Here is a 20,135-nt window from a genome sequence, read left to right as displayed (position 1 = left end):
TAATACGTTTTCCTCATTCAGAGTCAAGCGTTTATTTTCGCTTTTCTCTGCCGGCGTTCATCGCTGAACCCCGCTGACCCGGCGGCTTGTATTCCGTTGTTCCGTGTCAGTGGAGGCGCATTATAGGGAGTTATTCTGAGGTGACAAGAGGAAATTTAAAATTAATTTCCAACCGTCTCTTTTTTACCCAAAAGCGCGTTAAAGCGCTAGTTTTTCGAGCGTTTCAAAGCCGTAACGCTGTAAAACGGGTAAAAGTTGCTCAGTCTCAGGGGTTAACGCCATACAAAAGGCAATGTTCTTATCACTGGATTTAGCCTCTGGCGCTTCATGCTCCAGCAACCAGGCTGTCCGTCGGGCGATCGCCGCGCCGGAATCCACAAGACGTGTTCCTTCCGGCAACACCTCCAGCAGCTCATCCTGTAATAGAGGGAAATGCGTACAGCCCAGCACCACCGTATCTGGCGGTTCAGCCATCCGCAGCCATGGGCCGAGAATGCGTCGCAACTCTTCCAGCGAAACGGGTTCACCGTGCAGCTTCGCTTCGGCCATCTCCACCAGCTCAGCTGAACCTAACATTGCAATCTTGCATTCATTGGCAAAGCGGTCGATGAGCTCACGCGTATAAGGACGCTTCACCGTTCCGCGTGTCGCTAATAATCCAACGATGCCATTCGCCGTCAGACGAGCTGCAGGCTTAATCGCCGGAACGACACCCACAACCGGGAACGGGAATTTTTCACGCAATGAAGGAAGAGAAACGGTACTCGCCGTATTACAGGCAATGACGGCTAATGCTAAGGGGTAGCGCGCCTGAACGGCTGTGACGATTTCAACCACACGTTTGACAATAAAGTCCTCGCTCTTTTCCCCATACGGAAAGGCGACATTATCGAAAGCATAGATGTAATGAAGATCCGGCAGAAGATGCCGAATCTCATCATAGACCGAAAGCCCACCGACGCCGGAGTCAAAAACCAGCACGGTGGGACGTGGATCAGAAGGTGTAGCTGCCAGACAAGGTGTATTCCCGTCCTGCAGTTTCGTAGCCATAAACTGTCTCGTAATCTTTATCGAACAGGTTGGCTATTTTACCACGAACTGTGAGATGTGAGGTGACAGGATATGAAACTGCGAGATCCCACACGCTTACACCCCCCATTTGCACGCGTTCAGTTGCAAAGGTATTAGGATCGACGGCCACATCGTAACGTGTGCCCAGATAGCGATAGGCCAGGTTCCAGTCGAAATCCCATACCTGCGTATCCAACTGGTATTTCACCTGTTGCTTAGAACGACGGGCAAGCACCTGATTGGTCGTGGCATTGCGCGGGTCGACATAATCGTAAGAAATCTGATGACCGACCGGGCCGGTATCAAACTCTGCCGTAGCTTCAACCCCTTCGATACGCGCTTTATCGACGTTATAAGGACGATTTCTATTGCCATAGCCAATCAGGTTATCGACGTCATTACGATAAGCGCTGACACGCCAGGTCACCGGACCTGTTAGCCCTTCAAAGCCACCCTCCCACTGTTCACTCTCTTCTGGCTTGAGATCGGGATTACCGTATTGCGGGCTGTGTATCTGGCTCATCGTTGGCGCTTTATACGCTGTACCGTAAGAACCGATGATGCGATAACCGTCAACGAACTCCCACGCCGCGCTGGTTTGCCAGGTGCTGTGGTTACCGAAGTTAGAGTTATCATCATGACGTGCCGCCGCTTCCAGCGTGACGCTATCAAACTGCTGCATCGCAGAAAGGAAAACGCCGGTGTTATCCTGCTTAAAGCCCTCTTTAAGAAGACCCGTGCCCGCCTGTGTCTGCTGCTTCTGCCAGTCCACACCCGCACCGATGTTACCGTGGCCTACGGTAAAGGTGTTCATCCATTGTGTGGTGTATTGCTTCACATCATCCATAGTAGAAGAGGCGGCATAGCGACCTTTACTCGGATCGTAGTTCTGGTCTTTACTGCGACCGTAACCCGCCACGAGCTGCGTCTGATAAATGCCCTGCTTGTAACGTAGTCCGGTATCCCAGTTCTGGCTGTATAACTGACGCGTATCCGGCGTGCCGGTAAAATTGAAATTATCGTCGTAACTGTCATACCCGTCGTAGGCCGTACGGTTGTCATAGCCAAATCCGCGAACGAAACCACTCAGGCTGTCGGTAATCTGCTGTTCGATAGAGCCGTACAGCGACTTACTCATAAAGCCATCACGATCGGGCTGACGCGGTGCATCCTGCGCATCGATATCAAAACCGCGGGTGTAGGTATAGTTACCCGCCATTGTGATTTTGGTTTTATCCAACACCTGCTGGAATGAACCATCGTAAGACTGATAGCCCTTCGAACCGACACTCGCGGTGATGTCCGCGCCAGGCTTATCACGCCCAGTGATAATGTTGATCACGCCGCCAACCGCATCGGAACCGTACAGCGCCGAGCGCGGGCCGCGAATGTATTCGATACGTTGAATGAGGGATGTTGGGATTTGGCTCAGATCCGCAACGTTGCTGATACCCGCATTGTTCAGCGGGATACCATCGATCAGCACCAGGACGTGACGGGATTCTGTACCACGAATAAAGGTAGACGCGTTTGCACCCATTCCGCCGCTTTGCGCAATATCTACGCCCGGTAAACGCTGCATGACTTCGACGACGCTTTTTGCCTGCCAGCGTTCAATATCTTCACGCGTCACAACAGAAGTTGGTGCCAGAACGGTATTTGCCGGTTGTTCGAAACGGTTTGCTGTGACCACCAATGAGTCAGCGCTATCCTGCGCCCAGCCCGAAAATGCCGTGACGGAGAGTGCCGTCATCAGCGATACTTTTTTAATCATTTTTAAAGCATCCACAATATAAGAAGGATGCCGCAGGCGTCATCTATAGCACGCGATGATGAAACCAGATGCGACGTAATTCCGGCAGGTCTTCGGGCTTAGTGGCGTTTTACGGATGAAGACTTCCCATTTTCACAGTGTCTACAACTCTCATCCCGCCAGTCTTTACCGCTGCGCGTCAGCTCCAGATTTGCACTGGATTCCCTTTTCACTTACATGAGACCGGAAACAGAATGCTACAATTAGAAACGTATAGATGTCCAGACAGCTATGCATGATTAAATCTGGACATCCCCTGTACAGTGCTTACAATCCCCGCGAAATTCTTTACCACTCAGGATGCATGATGACACCCGAACACCTCCCGACAGAACAGTACGACGCGCAGCTGGCAGAGAAAGTTGTCCGCCTGCAAAGTATGATGACGCCTTTTGCCGCGCCCGTTCCCGAGGTGTTTCGTTCTCCTGTCAGCCATTACCGCATGCGTGCTGAGTTCCGTATCTGGCATGACGGCGACGACCTGTATCACATCATTTTCGATCAGCAGACCAAGTCCCGCATCCGCGTAAACAGTTTCCCGGCAGCCAGCGAATTAATTAACCAATTAATGACGCTGATGATTGAAGGCGTGCGCAATAACCCCCAGTTGCGCCATAAATTGTTCCAGATTGATTACCTGACTACCCAAAGCAATCAGGCCATCGTCTCGATGCTGTATCACAAAAAGCTGGGCGACGAATGGCGCAAAGAAGCCGAAGCGCTGCGCGATACGCTGCGGGTGCAGAATATCAACGTTCATCTGATTGGCCGCGCGACCAAAACCAAAATCATGCTCGATCAGGATTACGTGGATGAACGCCTGCCGGTGGCCGGTAAAGAGATGATTTATCGTCAGGTCGAAAACAGCTTCACTCAGCCAAATGCGGCCATGAATGTGCAAATGCTGGAGTGGGCGCTGAGTGCAACGGAAGGGTCAAAAGGCGATCTGCTGGAGCTGTATTGCGGTAACGGCAACTTTTCGCTGGCGCTGGCGCGTAACTTTGAGCGCGTGCTGGCCACCGAAATTGCCAAGCCGTCTGTCGCCTCCGCGCAATACAATATTGCCGCCAACCATATCGATAACGTGCAGATCATTCGTATGGCGGCAGAAGAGTTTACGCAGGCAATGAACGGTGAGCGTGAATTCAACCGTTTGCAGGGTATCGATTTGAAGAGCTACCAGTGCGAGACGATTTTCGTCGATCCCCCGCGCAGCGGGCTGGACAGCGAAACAGAGAAGATGGTGCAGGCGTATCCGCGTATTTTGTATATTTCCTGCAACCCGGAAACGCTGTGCAAGAACCTGGAAACATTAAGCCAGACGCACAAGGTTGAACGTCTGGCACTGTTCGATCAGTTCCCCTACACGCACCATATGGAGTGCGGCGTACTGTTAACGTTGAAATAACGCCATCATTCAGGGAGCTGGTGCTTACGGTGACGCATTTTGATGCCAATCCAGAACACCAGCGCCACAGACAGCACGGCGGGCAGGAAATTGGAGCCGATATCAGGATACTCCGCGCGCACGACGGTGCTATACAGCAGGACACCCAGAATAAAGAACGCCGCCGCCAGGCCCGGTAAACCTACCGGCATGGTGCGGTTCTGATAACGCTGGTGCAGACAGTAAACCGTCAGCACCAACGCGATCATCGGGAAAATCGAAAACGGCACAATCGAGCTAAACACCGCTGCAAACGTACCATTAATTGATAAGCCAGCGATCAATGCCAGCAACAACGTACCTTTATCCTGACCTGACTGTTTCATTACTCACCCTTCGTCGATTTGATGCGCCGACCTTTCTTGTTCACGGCGATACCAGTAATAAGCGCCTTTGGAAATCATCCGCAGTTGCAAGACCAGTCGCTCTTCGAGTTGTTTGCGTTGTTCAACGCCCACATCCAGTGCTTCGGCACCCGCACTGAAAACAATGGTCACCATCGCCTCGGCCTGCGCTTCCGTGAAGGCACGTGGCATATGGTTTTCGAGTTCCAGATAGTCGGCAAGTTCCGCGATAAAATGCTGAATTTCTCGCACCACAGCGGCACGGAAAGCAGCTGACGTTCCCGAACGCTCCCGCAATAACAGGCGGAATGCGTTAGGGTTGTTGCCAATAAATTCCATAAAAGTAGAGACTGACGTGCGGATCACGCTGCCCCCCTTGGCAATACGCTGACGCGCCTGGCGCATGAGCTGGCGCAACATTAACCCGCTCTCATCCACCATAGTCAGGCCCAGTTCATCCACATCCCGGAAATGACGATAGAAAGACGTTGGCGCAATCCCGGCCTCGCGTGCGACTTCGCGCAGGCTCAAACTGGCAAAGCTTCGCTCAGCACTCAGTTGACTGAATGCCGCTTCCACCAGCGAACGCCGGGTTTTCTCTTTTTGTTGTGCTCTTACGCCCATCACAATAGTTGAATCCTTCCAAAGGCCTTAAGGCACTATACCAGAGAATAAAATTAATCTGTTTGCACAGCTTTGTGAATGATTGTTTACGCGAGGTTTGTGCTCCACAGCTCGAAAAGAGCACAACGATAATTGGGTTATCCCGCCAATGATGTTACTATTCTGTTGCTTTTATGTATAAGAACAGGTAAGCCTTGCCATGTCACATTCCTACGATTACGACGCAATAGTTATTGGTTCCGGCCCCGGCGGCGAAGGCGCTGCTATGGGTCTGGTGAAACAGGGAGCCAGAGTAGCGGTCATTGAGCGCTACCATAATGTTGGCGGCGGTTGTACCCACTGGGGCACCATCCCTTCAAAAGCCCTCCGCCACGCCGTTAGCCGCATTATCGAATTCAACCAAAACCCTCTTTACAGCGATCACTCCCGCCTTCTTCGTTCCTCTTTTGCCGACATCCTCAACCATGCTGATACCGTAATTAATCAGCAGACGCGGATGCGCCAGGGGTTTTACGAGCGCAACCACTGCGAAATCCTGCAGGGTGACGCGCATTTTGTTGACGAACATACGCTGGCGCTGAAATGTCACGACGGCTCCGTTGAGACTATTACCGCCGAGAAATTTGTCATCGCCTGCGGTTCACGCCCCTATCATCCGGACGACGTCGATTTTTCGCATCCGCGCGTTTATGACAGCGACTCCATTTTGAGCCTGCATCATGAACCGCGCCATGTGCTGATCTACGGCGCAGGGGTCATTGGCTGCGAATACGCCTCCATTTTCCGTGGGATGGAGGTCAAAGTTGATTTGATCAACACCCGCGACCGCCTGCTGGCGTTTCTCGATCAGGAGATGTCCGATTCACTCTCGTACCACTTCTGGAACAGCGGTGTGGTGATTCGCCACAACGAAGAGTACGAAAGAATCGAAGCCTGCGACGATGGCGTGATCATGCATCTGAAGTCCGGCAAAAAGCTGAAAGCCGATTGCCTGCTGTACGCGAATGGCCGTACCGGTAACACCGATTCACTGGCGCTGGAAAACATCGGTCTTACCACCGACAGTCGCGGCCAGTTGAAGGTCAACAGCATGTACCAGACGGCGCTGCCGCATATCTACGCGGTAGGCGATGTGATTGGTTATCCGAGTCTGGCCTCTGCCGCTTACGATCAGGGGCGCATCGCGGCGCAAGCGCTGGTGAAAGGTGAAGCCACCGCCCATCTGATTGAAGATATTCCCACCGGCATTTATACCATTCCGGAAATCAGTTCTGTGGGTAAGACCGAACAGCAGCTGACGTCAATGAAAGTGCCATACGAAGTCGGTCGTGCGCAGTTTAAACATCTGGCGCGGGCGCAAATCGTGGGAATGAGCGTGGGAACGCTGAAGATTTTGTTCCATCGCGAGACGAAAGAGATCCTCGGCATTCACTGCTTCGGTGAACGTGCGGCGGAAATCATTCATATCGGCCAGGCAATCATGGAGCAAAAAGGTGGCGGTAACACGATCGAGTACTTCGTTAACACCACCTTTAACTACCCGACAATGGCGGAAGCCTATCGGGTAGCCGCGCTGAACGGCTTAAACCGCCTGTTTTAACGCGTCGTCAAAATGGCCATCCATCGAACTGCGGATGGCCTCTGCCAGCTGCTCATAGCGGCTGCGCAGGGGTGATCCCGGACGATAAACCAGGCCCACCGTGCGACGCGGCTCCGGTTTAATGCACGGCAGATAAACCACGCCATCGCGTCGACGCTCGCGCGGTACAGCCAGCGCAGGCAGCAGCGTAATACCACTTCCCGCCGCCACCATATTACGCAGCGTTTCCAGACTGGTTGCGCGGAAATGGGTATCTTCCTCAGCACCCGCTTCAAAGCAGAAACCCATCGCCTGATCGCGCAGGCAGTGACCGTCTTCCAGCATCAACAGCTTTTCACCCGCCAGATCGCCCATCGGTACGCGATCGCGATTGGCCCACGGGTGATCTTCGTAGATCGCCAGCATCATCGGCTCATCAAACAGCGGCACCTCAATAAACGCTTCGCTCTCCTTGACCAGCGCCAGGATCGCGCAGTCGAGCTTGCCGCTGTCGAGTTGGGCCAGCAATTGATGTGTCTGCGCTTCGTGCAGATACATTTCGAGTTTCGGGAAGGTCTGATGCAGCATCGGAATGATGAGCGGCAGGAGATACGGGCCAACAGTTGGAATCAGGCCAATATGCAGCGGACCGGACATCGCCTCGCCCTGCTGGCTAGCCATTTCCTTGAGCACTTTGACCTCGCGCAATACGGTGCGCGCCTGATCCACCAGCAACAAACCGGCCTGAGTGAACAGTACTTTACGGCTGGTGCGCTCCAGCAGCATTACGCCCAGCTCATCTTCCAGCTTGCGGATCTGACCGCTCAGCGTGGGCTGACTAACGTGGCAAGAATCTGCCGCGCGGCGAAAATGTCGGTGCTCAGCGAGTGCCACCAGGTATTCAAGATCACGAATATTCATTATTCATCCTCTATCGCCATGATAGTTCATGGCGATAGATAGCATAGCAACGAACGATTATCCCTATCAAGCACTCTGTTGAATAATACAGCACATAGACGAGGCGGCACGTGTTTGACCCTTGACGTCCCCGCCGAGTCACACGAGTTTATCCCTGACTCGAACAACTAAAGCCAACGTGAACTTTTGCGGACCCCGTGGTCCGCTTTTTTTTTGCATAAAAAAGCCCGAGGTAAAAGCAAAATGGCAACCGAAGTTGCCATTTTAATGTTTGCTCCCTCTCCCCGTGGGAGAGGGCCGGTGTGAGGGCACCAGCCCGCACTATTCAAACCAAATCAAACTAACCGGTTTTTCGCATCCGCAATCGCCTGCGCGACTTGCTTCGGTGACACGCCGCCTTTCGCCGCGCGCTTATCCAGACAGGATTGCAGCGAAAGAATCGGGTACACGTCATCGCCAATCACGGCGCTAAATTTCTGCAAATCGGCTAGCGTTAAATCTTCCAGCGGCTTGCCCTGGCGAATCGCCTCAACCACGGCTTCGCCCACAATATGGTGCGCCTCACGGAACGGTACACCTTTGGCGACCAGATAATCTGCCAGCTCGGTGGAGTTTGCATAGCCCTGCTGCGCCGCTTCCTGGCAACGCGGACGTTTCACCTGAATGCCGTCCAGCACCAGTACGCCCATATGCAGACAATCCAGCCAGGTGTCGAGTGCATCGAACAGCCCTTCTTTATCTTCCTGCATATCTTTGTTGTAGGCCAACGGCAGACCTTTCAGGGTCATCATCATTCCCGTCAACGCGCCCTGCACACGACCACACTTACCGCGAATCAGCTCCAGCGCGTCCGGATTTTTCTTCTGCGGCATCAACGAAGAACCAGAAGTAACACGATCGGACAGCTCCACAAAACCGGCTTCCCCGGAGTTGAAGAAAATCAGATCTTCGGCAAAACGCGACAAATGCACCATGCCGATAGAAGCGTTCGACAGCAGCTCCAGAACATGGTCGCGATCCGACACGCTGTCCAGACTGTTGCGGGTCGCAGAAGCAAAGCCTAACCAGCCCGCCAGCTGTTCACGGTCGATTTCGTAGGCGGTTCCTGCCAGCGCCCCGCTGCCCAGCGGGCTCACGTCCAGACGCTTCAGCGTATCCTGCAAACGGCTTTCGTCACGCGCCAGCATCTCGACATACGCCAGAGACCAGTGAGCAAACGTGACAGGCTGCGCACGCTGCAGGTGAGTATAACCCGGCATCACCGCGTCCTGATTGTTCTGCGCGGTTTCGACCAGCGCATTCTGCAGCTGACGGTTCGCCGACAGCAGTTCCATGATAGTGTCTTTACACCACAGCTTCAGGTCGGTCGCCACCTGATCGTTACGGCTACGTCCGGTGTGCAGCTTTTTACCCAACTGGCCAACTTTGTCGATCAGCTTGCCTTCCACCCAGCTGTGAATATCTTCCGCATCGCTTTCGAGGATTTGCTGCGGATCCAGGCGTACTTCTTCCAACAGATTGTTCAGCGCCTCTTCGAGCTGTACTTGCTCATCGGCACTTAACACGCCGACGGTGACCAGCGCTTTGGACCAGGCCACAGAGCCGACGATATCTTGTTCGGCCAGGCGGTAGTCGAAGCGCAAAGAGTCGTTGAACTGTTTGAACCGTTGATCCGCTGCCTGTGTAAAACGCCCACCCCAAAGTGCCATAACATGCTTCCTTAAATTCGTTTATTGATACCCCTCTGATGAGGGGAAAAATGCTTATGCCAGAATACGCGTGCCAATCGGCGTGCCGTTAAACAGCGCCGGAAGTTGTTCCGCGTGCCGCCATGAGGCGATGTCCACCGGACGGCCTAACGTGCGCGCAGCGTCCAGCGCCGCGTTCACTTTCACAATCATGCCATCCGTAATGATGCCCTGAGAAATCAGCTGCTCCGCTTTTGCCGCCGTCATCTCGGCGATACGCTGGCCTTTACCGTCCAGAATACCACTCACGTCTGAAAGCAGAATCAGGTCAGCACCCAGCGTGGCGGCCAGCGCCGTTGCGGCCTGGTCGGCGTTCACGTTCATCAGTTGCCCTTCTTCGGTGACACCGATAGAGCTCACCACTGGCAGGAAACCGCCTTCCAGCAGCGTGTTAATCAGCTTAGGCGAACCCGGCTGCGCCAGTCCAACATGGCCCAACTCTTCGTCGAGCTGCGTCACTTTTACGCTGTCGCCATCGCCCAAGTACAGGCCAACCGACGCGATATGATGTTTCTTCGCCCATGACAGCAGCGTTTTGTTCGCCGTTCCCGCCAGCGCACCGGTGATGATGTCAATCTGATCGGCAGGCGTCACGCGCAGGCCGTTCTTCTTTTTCACCGGCAGGTTAAGGCCTTTCATCAGCTCATCCACCACGCAACCGCCGCCGTGAACAATCACCAGCGGACGCTGATGGGATTCACGATAGTCAACCAGCGCGCTAAACAGACGCTCCAGCGCTTCTTCGCTGTCCAGCAACACGCCACCGAGTTTGATAATTAATGGATTCATCATCACACCTTAAATAAGAGACTGGGTTTCAGCGTAGCCAAAACGAATATTTGCGCACTGCATCGCCTGAGCGGCAGCGCCTTTAAGAAGGTTATCTTCCGCCGCCACCACAATCAGATGCTCGCCCTGAACGGCAAAGCCGATGTCGCAGAACGGCAGACCGACCACGTTTTTCAGCGCCGGAACGCCTTTATCGTACAGACGCACCAGCGGTTTGTTGGCATAGGCCAGCGTAAAGGCTTCAGAAATCTGGTCTTTGGTCACGCCCGGCTTCAGACGGCAGGTGATGGTTTCCAGAATCCCGCGCGGGAAATTGCCCAGATGCGGTGTGAAAATCACCTCCGCGCCCAGATGCGTGGTGATCTCCGGGTGATGACGGTGATTGAACACGCCATACGGTTGCAGACTCACTTCGCAAAAACTGTTGGCCATCGCCGCCTTGCGACCGGCACCGCTCACGCCGCTGGTGGCGTTGATCACTGGCCACTGATTCAGATCCAGCAGGTCAGCGTCGATCAGCGGTTTAAGCGAAAGCTGCGCCGCCGTTGGATAACACCCCGGAACGGCAATCAGATTGGCTTCTTTTATCTTGTCGTCGTTCCACTCCGCCAGGCCGTAAACCGCCTGCTCAAGCAGATCGGTATGCTGGTGAGTGAAACCGTAATATTTTTCGTAGAACGCACTGTCGTTAACGCGGAACGCGCCGGAGAGGTCAAACACCACGCAACCCGCCGCCAAAAACTGCGGGGCCAGATCGTGGCTGACTTCGTGCGCGGTGGCCAGAAACACCACATCCACGCCGCCGACAAACTCACTGATATCGGACATCGGCTGCAACGGCAGATCGACGATTCCCTTAAGTTGCGGATGCAAATCGGAAATTAACTTTCCCGCATCATTGCTTTGCGCTGAGACAGTCAAAGCGGTTATGGTCATATGAGGATGGCGATTCACGTAGCTTACAAGCTCTGCGCCCGCATAACCGCTAGCGCCTACAATCAGCGTATTCAACATCGGGTTCCTTTACGATCAACGTTAGTGTATTTTTATTCACATTTAGTGCATGAATATTGATACTATCACGACCTAAGGTATGTCAACAATGAAAATGAATTTACCACCCTTTATCGAGATTTACCGCGCCCTGATTGCCACGCCGTCCATCAGTGCGACCGAAGAAGCGCTCGACCAGAGCAATGAGTCTTTAATCAATATGCTGGCTGGATGGTTTAGCGATCTCGGCTTTAAGGTGGAAGTTCAACCCGTTCCTGGAACCCGTCATAAATTTAACCTGCTGGCCAGTGCCGGACAGGGTGCAGGCGGCCTTTTACTGGCTGGTCATACGGACACCGTGCCCTTCGATGACGGGCGCTGGACGCGCGATCCCTTCACGCTCACCGAGCATGACGGCAAACTTTACGGTCTGGGCACCGCCGACATGAAAGGCTTTTTTGCCTTTATTCTCGATGCGCTGCGTGACGTTGATGTGAAAACGCTTAAAAAACCGCTCTACATTCTGGCGACCGCCGACGAAGAGACCAGCATGGCAGGCGCACGCTATTTCTCTGAAAATACCGCCATTCGCCCAGACTGCGCGATTATTGGCGAACCGACGTCCCTGCAACCGATTCGGGCGCATAAAGGCCATATCTCTACGGCAGTGCGCGTGTTGGGCCAGTCGGGTCACTCCAGCGATCCGGCGCGCGGCGTCAATGCCATTGAGCTGATGCACGACGCCATTGGCCGCATTATGGTGCTGCGCGACTCCCTGAAAGAACGCTTCCACCACGATTCCTTCACCGTGCCGTATCCCACGCTGAATCTCGGTAGTCTGCACGGCGGTGACGCATCCAACCGTATCTGCGCCTGCTGCGAACTGCACATGGATATTCGCCCGCTGCCGGGCATGACGCTCGACGATCTCAACGGTTTACTCAGCGAAGCGCTGGCCCCGGTGAGTGAACGCTGGCCTGGCCGTCTGACCATTTTCGATCTGCATCCACCGATTCCAGGTTACGAATGCCCGCCGGATCATCAATTGGTGCAAGTAGTCGAGAAACTGCTCGGTGAGAAAACGGACGTGGTGAACTACTGCACCGAAGCGCCGTTTATCCAGACGCTGTGCCCAACGCTGGTGCTGGGTCCGGGCTCCATCAATCAGGCCCACCAGCCGGATGAATACCTGGAAACGCGCTTTATTAAGCCCACGCGCGAGTTAATTACGCAGGTTGTGCATCACTTCTGCTGGCATTAAAAACTGCCCCCTCACCCTGCCCTCGCACCAAAGGGGAGAGGGTTAGGGTGAGGGGAGTCAATCCCGCGATCTCTGTCACATTCCCATAAGCATCTCTTATCTGACGCGAAGCGAATTAAATTTCGTAAATTGCCTGCATTTATTCGTTTGCTGAACCGTTTTCGCAGCAATTGACGACAGGGGTTTTACGTGGCTTTATAAAGAGAGATGACAAAATAATGTCCAAAAGATTTTTGAATGGACATAAAACATAATGATGGGGTGTCTGGGTTTATATGAACGAACAATATTCCGCGTTGCGTAGTAATGTCAGTATGCTCGGCAAAGTGCTGGGAGATACCATCAAGGATGCGCTAGGAGAGACCATTCTCGACCGCGTCGAAACAATCCGTAAGCTGTCCAAATCCTCCCGTGCAGGAAATGAAGCCAATCGTCAGGAGCTGCTCACCACGCTGCAAAACCTGTCAAATGATGAGCTTCTGCCCGTGGCGCGAGCGTTCAGCCAGTTCCTGAATCTGGCTAACACCGCCGAGCAATACCACAGCATTTCGCCAAAAGGCGAAGGTGCCAGCAACCCGGAAGTGATTGCCCGTACGCTCAGAAAACTCAAAGACCAGCCTGAACTGAACGAAGAGACCATCAAAAAAGCGGTTGAGTCCCTTTCGCTTGAGCTGGTGCTGACTGCGCACCCGACCGAAATCACCCGCCGTACCCTGATTCACAAAATGGGCGAAGTGAATAGCTGTCTCAAGCAGTTAGATAACAAAGACATCGTCGATTACGAGCGTAACCAGCTGATGCGCCGCCTGCGCCAGCTGATTGCCCAGTCCTGGCACACCGATGAAATTCGCAAATATCGCCCAAGCCCGGTTGATGAAGCCAAATGGGGTTTTGCGGTTGTCGAAAACAGCCTGTGGGAAGGCGTGCCGAACTACCTGCGTGAATTAAACGAACAGCTGGAAGAGAACCTCGGCTATCGCCTGCCGGTCGATTTTGTTCCGGTGCGTTTCACCTCCTGGATGGGTGGTGACCGCGACGGTAACCCAAATGTGACCGCCGAAATCACGCGTCATGTGCTGTTGCTCAGCCGCTGGAAAGCCACCGATCTGTTCCTGAAAGATATTCAGATCCTGATTTCTGAGCTGTCGATGGTGGAAGCCACGCCAGAACTGCTCGAACTGGTTGGCGAAGCCGGTGCAACCGAACCATACCGCTTCTTGCTAAAAGGTCTGCGCGGCCAGTTGATGGCGACTCAAGCCTGGCTGGAGGCACGTTTGAAAGGCCAGCGTCTGCCAAAACCAGCCGGACTGCTGAGTCAAAACGAACAGCTGTGGGACCCGCTGTACGCCTGTTATAAATCACTGCAAGCGTGCGGCATGGGCATCATCGCCAACGGCGAACTGCTCGACACTCTGCGCCGCGTGAAGTGTTTCGGCGTGCCTTTGGTGCGTATTGATGTGCGTCAGGAAAGCACCCGCCATACCGAAGCGCTGGGCGAGTTGACCCGCTATCTCGGCATTGGCGATTACGAAAGCTGGTCAGAAGCCGACAAACAGGCGTTCCTGATCCGCGAATTAAATTCCAAACGTCCGCTTCTGCCACGCAGCTGGGAACCGAGCGAAGAAACCAGCGAAGTCCTGAACACCTGCAAAGCGATCGTTGATGCGCCAAAAGGATCGGTTGCGGCCTATGTGATCTCCATGGCCAAAACGCCGTCTGACGTGCTGGCCGTTCATCTGCTGCTGAAAGAAGCCGGTATCAGCTTTGCGCTGCCTGTCGCGCCGCTGTTTGAAACCCTCGACGACCTGAATAACGCCAACGACGTGATGACCCAGTTACTGAACATCGACTGGTATCGCGGCTTTATTCAGGGCAAACAGATGGTGATGATTGGCTATTCCGACTCCGCAAAAGACGCGGGCGTGATGGCGGCATCCTGGGCGCAGTACCAGGCGCAAGATGCGCTGATCAAAACCTGCGAAAAAGCAGGTATCGAATTAACGCTGTTCCACGGACGCGGCGGCTCTATCGGTCGTGGTGGTGCACCAGCTCATGCCGCACTGCTCTCTCAACCACCGGGCAGCCTGAAAGGCGGTTTGCGCGTCACCGAGCAAGGCGAGATGATCCGCTTTAAATACGGTCTGCCAGAAGTAACAATCAGCAGTCTGTCGCTCTACACCAGCGCGATTCTGGAAGCCAACCTGTTGCCACCGCCGGAACCGAAAGACGCATGGCGTCACATCATGGATGAGCTGTCGGATATCTCCTGCGACTTGTACCGCGGCTACGTGCGTGAAAACAAAGATTTCGTGCCGTACTTCCGCTCGGCCACGCCGGAGCAGGAGCTCGGCAAACTGCCGCTGGGTTCTCGTCCGGCAAAACGCCGTCCGACCGGCGGTGTGGAATCTCTGCGCGCTATCCCCTGGATCTTCGCCTGGACACAAAACCGTCTGATGCTGCCCGCTTGGCTGGGCGCGGGTGCGGCGCTGCAAAAAGTGGTGGAAGACGGTAAGCAGACTGAGCTTGAGACGATGTGCCGCGACTGGCCGTTCTTCTCCACACGCCTTGGCATGCTGGAAATGGTGTTCTCCAAAGTCGACCTGTGGCTGGCGGAATACTACGATCAGCGTCTGGTGAAACCCGAACTGTGGGCGTTAGGCAAAGAGCTGCGCGAACTGCTGGAAGGCGACATTAAAATTGTGCTGGCTATCGCCAACGACTCGCATCTGATGGCCGATTTGCCGTGGATTGCCGAGTCTATCCAACTGCGTAATATCTACACCGACCCACTGAACGTTCTGCAGGCTGAGCTGTTGCATCGCTCACGTAAGGCCGAAGAAGAAGGTAAAGAGGCGGATCCACGCGTTGAACAGGCGCTGATGGTGACGATTGCGGGCGTTGCGGCAGGTATGCGTAACACCGGCTAACGGTTTACGAATCAAAAGGCCACACTTCGTGTGGCCTTTTTTTTGTCCAAAAATTCCCCTCCTTAGATGTAGCGCAACAAATACTGACTGCTGTGGCGGTAAAGTCCAAAGAGTGACGTTCGAGCACGACGGGAAAACGCGTTTAGTAACCTCAACCTCTAAGGGAGAAATGTTATGGACCGTATCATTCAATCACCGGGCAAATACATCCAGGGTGCAGATGCCCTCACCCGACTCGGCGACTATCTCAAACCGCTGGCGAAACGCTGGCTAGTGGTCGGGGATAAGTTTGTTTTAGGCTTTGCGGAAGACACCTTGCGTCAAAGCTTCAAACAGGCAGAACTACACGTCGAAATCGCGCCATTTGGCGGCGAATGTTCACAAAATGAAATTGACCGTCTGCGCAAGCTGGCGAAAGGCGCTGACTGCCAGGCCGTGCTGGGTATCGGTGGCGGTAAAACGCTCGATACCGCCAAAGCATTAGCGCATTTTATGGATGTACCGGTGGCTATCGCGCCAACCATTGCCTCCACGGATGCACCGTGCAGCGCTCTTTCTGTCATCTACACCGACAGCGGCGAGTTCGATCATTACCTGATGCTCCCACACAATCCCAATATGGTTATCGTCGATACCAAAGTCGTGGCGGGTGCGCCTGCGCGTCTTTTGGCCGCCGGGATTGGCGATGCGCTGGCAACCTGGTTTGAGGCGCGCGCCTGCTCACGCAGCGGAGCCACCACCATGGCCGGGGGGAAATGCACTCAAGCGGCTCTCGCTCTGGCGGAACTCTGCTACAACACCCTGATCGAAGAGGGAGAAAAGGCGATGCTGGCAGCGGAACAGCATGTCGTCACGCCAGCCCTTGAGCACGTCGTCGAAGCCAATACTTACCTCAGCGGCGTGGGCTTTGAAAGTGGCGGACTGGCCGCTGCCCACGCGATTCACAACGGCCTGACGGCGATTCCGGATGCACACCATTTTTATCACGGTGAAAAAGTCGCGTTCGGCACGCTCACCCAGTTGGTACTGGAAAACGCGCCGGTAGAAGAGATCGAAACGGTTGCCGCGCTGTGTCACAGCGTTGGGCTGCCCATCACCCTGGCACAGCTGGATATCAAAGAAGATATTCCCGCTAAGATGCGCCGGGTGGCCGAGACGGCCTGCGCTAAAGGCGAAACCATCCACAATATGCCGGGCGGTGTGACGCCAGATGAGGTGTACGCTGCGCTGCTGGTCGCCGATCAATATGGTCAGCGTTGTCTGCATGAGTGGGAATAACGTCTGACATAAAAAATCCCCGCCGAGGCGGGGATTTTTATTTATGACGGATGCCTGATTACTTCACATCAAAACGATCAAGGTTCATCACTTTGGTCCATACCGCGACAAAATCTTTGACGAACTTCTCGCTGGCATCCTGGCTGGCGTAAACCTCCGCCAGCGCACGCAGAACCGCGTTCGAACCAAAGACCAGATCGGCACGCGTTGCGGTGTATTTCACCTCGCCACTTGCACGGTCGCTGCCCGCAAACAGTTCGTTGGATTCGTCTGTGGCTTTCCACTGGGTTCCCATATCCAGCAGATTTACGAAGAAATCGGTGGTCAACACGCCAACGCGATCGGTGAACACGCCATTCTGGCTGCCATCAAAGTTAGCGCCCAGCACACGCATTCCCCCAACCAGCGCGGTCAGTTCTGGCGCGGTTAACGTCAGCTGTTGCGCTTTATCAATCAGCAGCGATTCCGTTGTCGAGACATCAACCTGAGCGCGATAGTTGCGGAATCCATCGGCAATTGGCTCAAGCAGGTTAAACATCTCAATATCGGTCTGATCCTGACGCGCATCCACGCGGCCCGGCGTAAACGGCACTGTGATGTACACACCCGCCGCTTTTGCCGCCTGCTCAACGCCAACGACGCCCGCCAGCACGATGATATCGGCCAGTGACGCTTTGTTGGTCGTGCGTTGAATCGCTTCCAACGTCGGTAACGCGCGCACCGCTGCGGCGTTCACGTCCCAGTCGCGCTGCGGAGCCAGCGCCAGACGCGCGCCGTTAGCACCGCCACGTTTGTCACCGCCGCGGAAGGTGGAAGCAGACGCCCAGGCAACCGACACCAGCTCGCTAACAGACAGCCCGGAAGCCACAATTTCCGCTTTCAGACTCGCAATATCTTCTTGTGACGGATTGAACACCGCCTGCGGCAGCGGGTCCTGCCAGATCAGATCTTCTTTCGGCACTTCAGGACCGATGTAACGTGCTTTTGGCCCCATATCTCGGTGCGTCAGTTTGTACCAGGCACGCGCGAATGCTTCGTTAAATGCCTGTGGATCGTTCAAGAAGCGACGAGAAATTTTCTCGAACTCTGGGTCGAAACGCAGCGTCAGGTCGGTCACCAGCATGGTAGGTTTGCGTTTTTTCGACGGGTCGAACGGATCGGGAATAATTTCCGGCGCGTCAACGGCTTCGAACTGGATCGCGCCAGCCGGGCTGCGGGTCTGTACCCACTCGTATTTGAACAGGTTTTCGAAGAAGTAATTACTCCACTGGGTTGGCGTCTGTGACCAGACGACTTCCAGACCGGAGGTGATCGCATCTGCGCCCACGCCCGTTCCGTGTGTGCTGGTCCAGCCTAAGCCCTGGGATTCAATCAACGCCCCTTCCGGATCGACACCCACATGCGTGGCCGCCGCTGCGCCGTGCGTTTTGCCGAGCGTATGTCCGCCCGCAATCAGTGCGACGGTCTCTTCATCGTTCATGCCCATGTTACCGAACGTTGCGCGAATCGCTGCGGCTGCCGACAGCGGCTCACCGCTAGCATTTGGCCCTTCCGGATTGACGTAAATCAGCCCCATTTCAGTGGCGGCTAACGGACGTTTTGCCAGTGATTCAGGATCTCGATGGGTCAGCCAGGCTTTTTCATCGCCCCAGTTAACGTCCATATCGGGTTCCCAGACATCTTCGCGCCCGGCACCAAAGCCAAACGTACGGAAGCCTGAATTCTCCAGCGCCACGTTCCCCGCCAGGATATACAGATCGGCCCAGGAAATTTTCTGCCCGTATTTTTGTTTAATAGGCCACAGCAGACGACGTGCTTTATCAAGACTCACGTTATCCGGCCATGCATTCAGAGGGGCAAAGCGCTGCTGACCGCGACCGGCACCGCCACGACCATCCACGGAACGGTATGTCCCTGCGCCGTGCCATGCCATACGAATAAACAGGCCCACGTAGCTGCCCCAGTCGGCAGGCCACCAGGATTGAGAATCGGTCAGAAGAGCTTTGATATCGCCTTTGAGAGCGGAATAGTCGAGTTTGCTGAATTCTTTGCGGTAGTCGAAGTCTTCACCCAGGGGGTTCGAACGGTTGGAATGTTGGTTTAAGAGTTCAACGCGTAGTTGCTTGGGCCACCAGTCGCGACTGCCTGTCCCCGCGCCTGCGCTCTGATCAGACCCTCCATGGTGAAAAGGACACTTGCCGCTGGATAACGAATTATTGGTCTCTTCTGACATGCTCATCTCTCTGCTCCCTCTATAGTGTTCTTTTTAAGATATACACGCTTGCTGATAAGGTATAGTTGAGATAACCCACAGATTCGATAGTTAAATCCTTTTAATTAACCTCGGATATTGCATGGCTTTTGCATAATGCCGCGCGGAAGCGGGGGGAGGCGGAAATGAAAAACCCTCCGAAGAGGGTCTTGGTATTACAGTCCTGGGCGAACGCCGAGTGTGTGGCAGATGGCGTAACTCATCTCGGCGCGGTTTAGCGTGTAGAAATGAAAATCCTTCACCCCTTCACGACTTAAAATTTTCACCATGTCCATCGCGATATTGGCCCCCACCAGCTTGCGGGTTTCAGCGTCGTCATCCAGCCCTTCGTACATTTTCTGCATCCACAGCGGGATACGCACGTTGGTCATGTCCGCAAACTTCTTCGCCTGCTTGAAGTTCGAGACCGGCAGGATGCCCGGGATAATTTCAAGGTCGATTCCAGCGTTAACGCAGCGGTCACGAAAACGCAGATAACTTTCGACGTCGAAGAAAAACTGGGTAATCGCGCGGTTGGCACCGGCATCGACTTTACGTTTCAGGTTGAGCAGATCGGCCTGGGCACTTTTCGCTTCCGGATGCACTTCCGGGTAAGCGGCGACGGAGATATCAAAATCGCCCACGTCCTTGAGCAACGCGACCAGATCGGTGGCGTACATTTCCGGTTTACCGCTGCCCGGCGGCAGGTCGCCACGCAGGGCGACGATATGGCGAATCCCGTTGTTCCAATAATCCTGGGCGATAGCGCGCAATTCGTCGCGAGTCGCATCCACACAGGTTAAATGCGGCGCGGCTTCAAGTCCCGTGCGGTCCTTAATGCCTTTAATAATGCTGTGCGTACGGTCGCGCTCGCCTGAGTTTGCCCCGTAGGTGACGGAGACAAATTTCGGCTTCAGGCTGCTCAGGCGATCGATAGAGCTCCACAGGGTTTGCTCCATTTCACTGGTGCGCGGCGGAAAGAATTCAAAAGAGACGTTAATCTGGCCCTGCACTTCAGCCAGGCTCTGATTCAGGGCTTCCCGCTGGTTGGCGTGAAAAAAGCTCATACCTTACCTCATCAATCGCGTG

Annotated in this window: 15 protein-coding genes and 1 riboswitch; of the genes, 5 read left to right on the top strand and 10 right to left on the bottom strand. The window is 54.5% G+C overall.

Annotated elements, in window-relative coordinates; genetic code table 11:
• Nucleotides 1-198 precede the first annotated feature (198 nt).
• Nucleotides 199-1,050, bottom strand: a complete 852-nt coding sequence (gene murI / locus ACKI5T_RS16425) for a glutamate racemase (RefSeq protein ID WP_407438799.1) — start codon at nt 1,048-1,050, stop codon at nt 199-201.
• Nucleotides 995-2,845: a TonB-dependent vitamin B12 receptor BtuB gene (gene btuB / locus ACKI5T_RS16420; protein ID WP_407438798.1), complete on the bottom strand. Its 1,851-nt coding sequence runs from the start codon at nt 2,843-2,845 to the stop codon at nt 995-997. The genes murI and btuB overlap by 56 nt, the downstream gene beginning before the upstream one ends.
• Nucleotides 2,846-2,910: 65 nt before the next feature.
• Nucleotides 2,911-3,087: riboswitch (cobalamin riboswitch) on the bottom strand.
• A gap of 104 nt (nt 3,088-3,191) precedes the next feature.
• Between btuB and trmA the strand changes: the two genes are divergently transcribed.
• Nucleotides 3,192-4,292 carry a tRNA (uridine(54)-C5)-methyltransferase TrmA gene (gene trmA, locus ACKI5T_RS16415; RefSeq protein ID WP_407438801.1) on the top strand — a complete coding sequence of 367 codons (1,101 nt, stop codon included), beginning with the start codon at nt 3,192-3,194 and terminating at the stop codon, nt 4,290-4,292.
• Nucleotides 4,293-4,297: 5 nt separating this feature from the next.
• Here the strand turns inward: trmA and ACKI5T_RS16410 are convergent, their stop codons facing one another.
• Together ACKI5T_RS16410 and fabR are read right to left on the bottom strand one after the other, a co-directional pair.
• Nucleotides 4,298-4,657, bottom strand: coding sequence for a YijD family membrane protein (locus tag ACKI5T_RS16410; protein WP_015960981.1), 360 nt, complete (start codon nt 4,655-4,657; stop codon nt 4,298-4,300).
• A 3-nt stretch (nt 4,658-4,660) separates the two neighbouring features.
• A complete protein-coding gene (fabR, locus tag ACKI5T_RS16405) occupies nt 4,661-5,302 on the bottom strand; it encodes an HTH-type transcriptional repressor FabR (protein ID WP_015960982.1) in 642 nt (213 codons plus the stop codon).
• Between the two features lie 196 nt (nt 5,303-5,498).
• On the opposite strand from fabR, the gene sthA reads away from it, so the two are divergent.
• Nucleotides 5,499-6,899, top strand: coding sequence for a Si-specific NAD(P)(+) transhydrogenase (sthA, locus tag ACKI5T_RS16400; protein WP_015960983.1), 1,401 nt, complete (start codon nt 5,499-5,501; stop codon nt 6,897-6,899).
• Here the strand turns inward: sthA and oxyR are convergent.
• The 4 genes from oxyR to argC all read right to left on the bottom strand — a co-directional run bounded on the left by oxyR (nt 6,882) and on the right by argC (nt 11,350).
• Entirely contained in the window at nt 6,882-7,799 is a 918-nt protein-coding gene (gene oxyR, locus ACKI5T_RS16395) for a DNA-binding transcriptional regulator OxyR (RefSeq protein WP_015960984.1), read from the bottom strand. The genes sthA and oxyR overlap by 18 nt on opposite strands.
• Nucleotides 7,800-8,134: 335 nt before the next feature.
• The gene (argH, locus tag ACKI5T_RS16390) at nt 8,135-9,508 is read right to left on the bottom strand and encodes an argininosuccinate lyase (RefSeq protein ID WP_407438795.1); all 1,374 of its coding nucleotides are present in this window, start codon (nt 9,506-9,508) and stop codon (nt 8,135-8,137) included.
• Nucleotides 9,509-9,562: 54 nt separating this feature from the next.
• On the bottom strand, nt 9,563-10,339 hold the full coding sequence (argB, locus tag ACKI5T_RS16385; protein ID WP_096759554.1) for an acetylglutamate kinase: 777 nt from the start codon (nt 10,337-10,339) through the stop codon (nt 9,563-9,565).
• Between the two features lie 6 nt (nt 10,340-10,345).
• Entirely contained in the window at nt 10,346-11,350 is a 1,005-nt protein-coding gene (gene argC, locus ACKI5T_RS16380; RefSeq protein WP_407438793.1) for an N-acetyl-gamma-glutamyl-phosphate reductase, read from the bottom strand.
• 88 nt (nt 11,351-11,438) lie between these two features.
• Between argC and argE the strand changes: the two genes are divergently transcribed.
• The 3 genes from argE (at nt 11,439) to ACKI5T_RS16365 (ending at nt 16,795) form a co-directional block, all read left to right on the top strand.
• Nucleotides 11,439-12,590, top strand: a complete 1,152-nt coding sequence (gene argE, locus ACKI5T_RS16375; protein WP_015960988.1) for an acetylornithine deacetylase — start codon at nt 11,439-11,441, stop codon at nt 12,588-12,590.
• Between the two features lie 275 nt (nt 12,591-12,865).
• Nucleotides 12,866-15,517 carry a phosphoenolpyruvate carboxylase gene (gene ppc, locus ACKI5T_RS16370; RefSeq protein ID WP_015960989.1) on the top strand — a complete coding sequence of 884 codons (2,652 nt, stop codon included), beginning with the start codon at nt 12,866-12,868 and terminating at the stop codon, nt 15,515-15,517.
• Nucleotides 15,518-15,691: 174 nt separating this feature from the next.
• Nucleotides 15,692-16,795 carry a glycerol dehydrogenase gene (locus ACKI5T_RS16365; RefSeq protein ID WP_407438790.1) on the top strand — a complete coding sequence of 368 codons (1,104 nt, stop codon included), beginning with the start codon at nt 15,692-15,694 and terminating at the stop codon, nt 16,793-16,795.
• A 58-nt stretch (nt 16,796-16,853) separates the two neighbouring features.
• Here ACKI5T_RS16365 and katG read toward each other — a convergent pair whose 3' ends face one another.
• Both katG and metF read right to left on the bottom strand, forming a co-directional pair.
• Entirely contained in the window at nt 16,854-19,034 is a 2,181-nt protein-coding gene (gene katG / locus ACKI5T_RS16360; protein WP_407438788.1) for a catalase/peroxidase HPI, read from the bottom strand.
• A 188-nt stretch (nt 19,035-19,222) separates the two neighbouring features.
• Nucleotides 19,223-20,113, bottom strand: a complete 891-nt coding sequence (gene metF, locus ACKI5T_RS16355; RefSeq protein ID WP_133632574.1) for a methylenetetrahydrofolate reductase — start codon at nt 20,111-20,113, stop codon at nt 19,223-19,225.
• Nucleotides 20,114-20,135 lie beyond the last annotated feature (22 nt).

The organism is Lelliottia sp. (genome assembly GCF_045627565.1).
Taxonomy (GTDB): Bacteria; Pseudomonadota; Gammaproteobacteria; order Enterobacterales; family Enterobacteriaceae; genus Enterobacter.
This window is presented reverse-complemented; position numbering and strand designations above follow the sequence as displayed.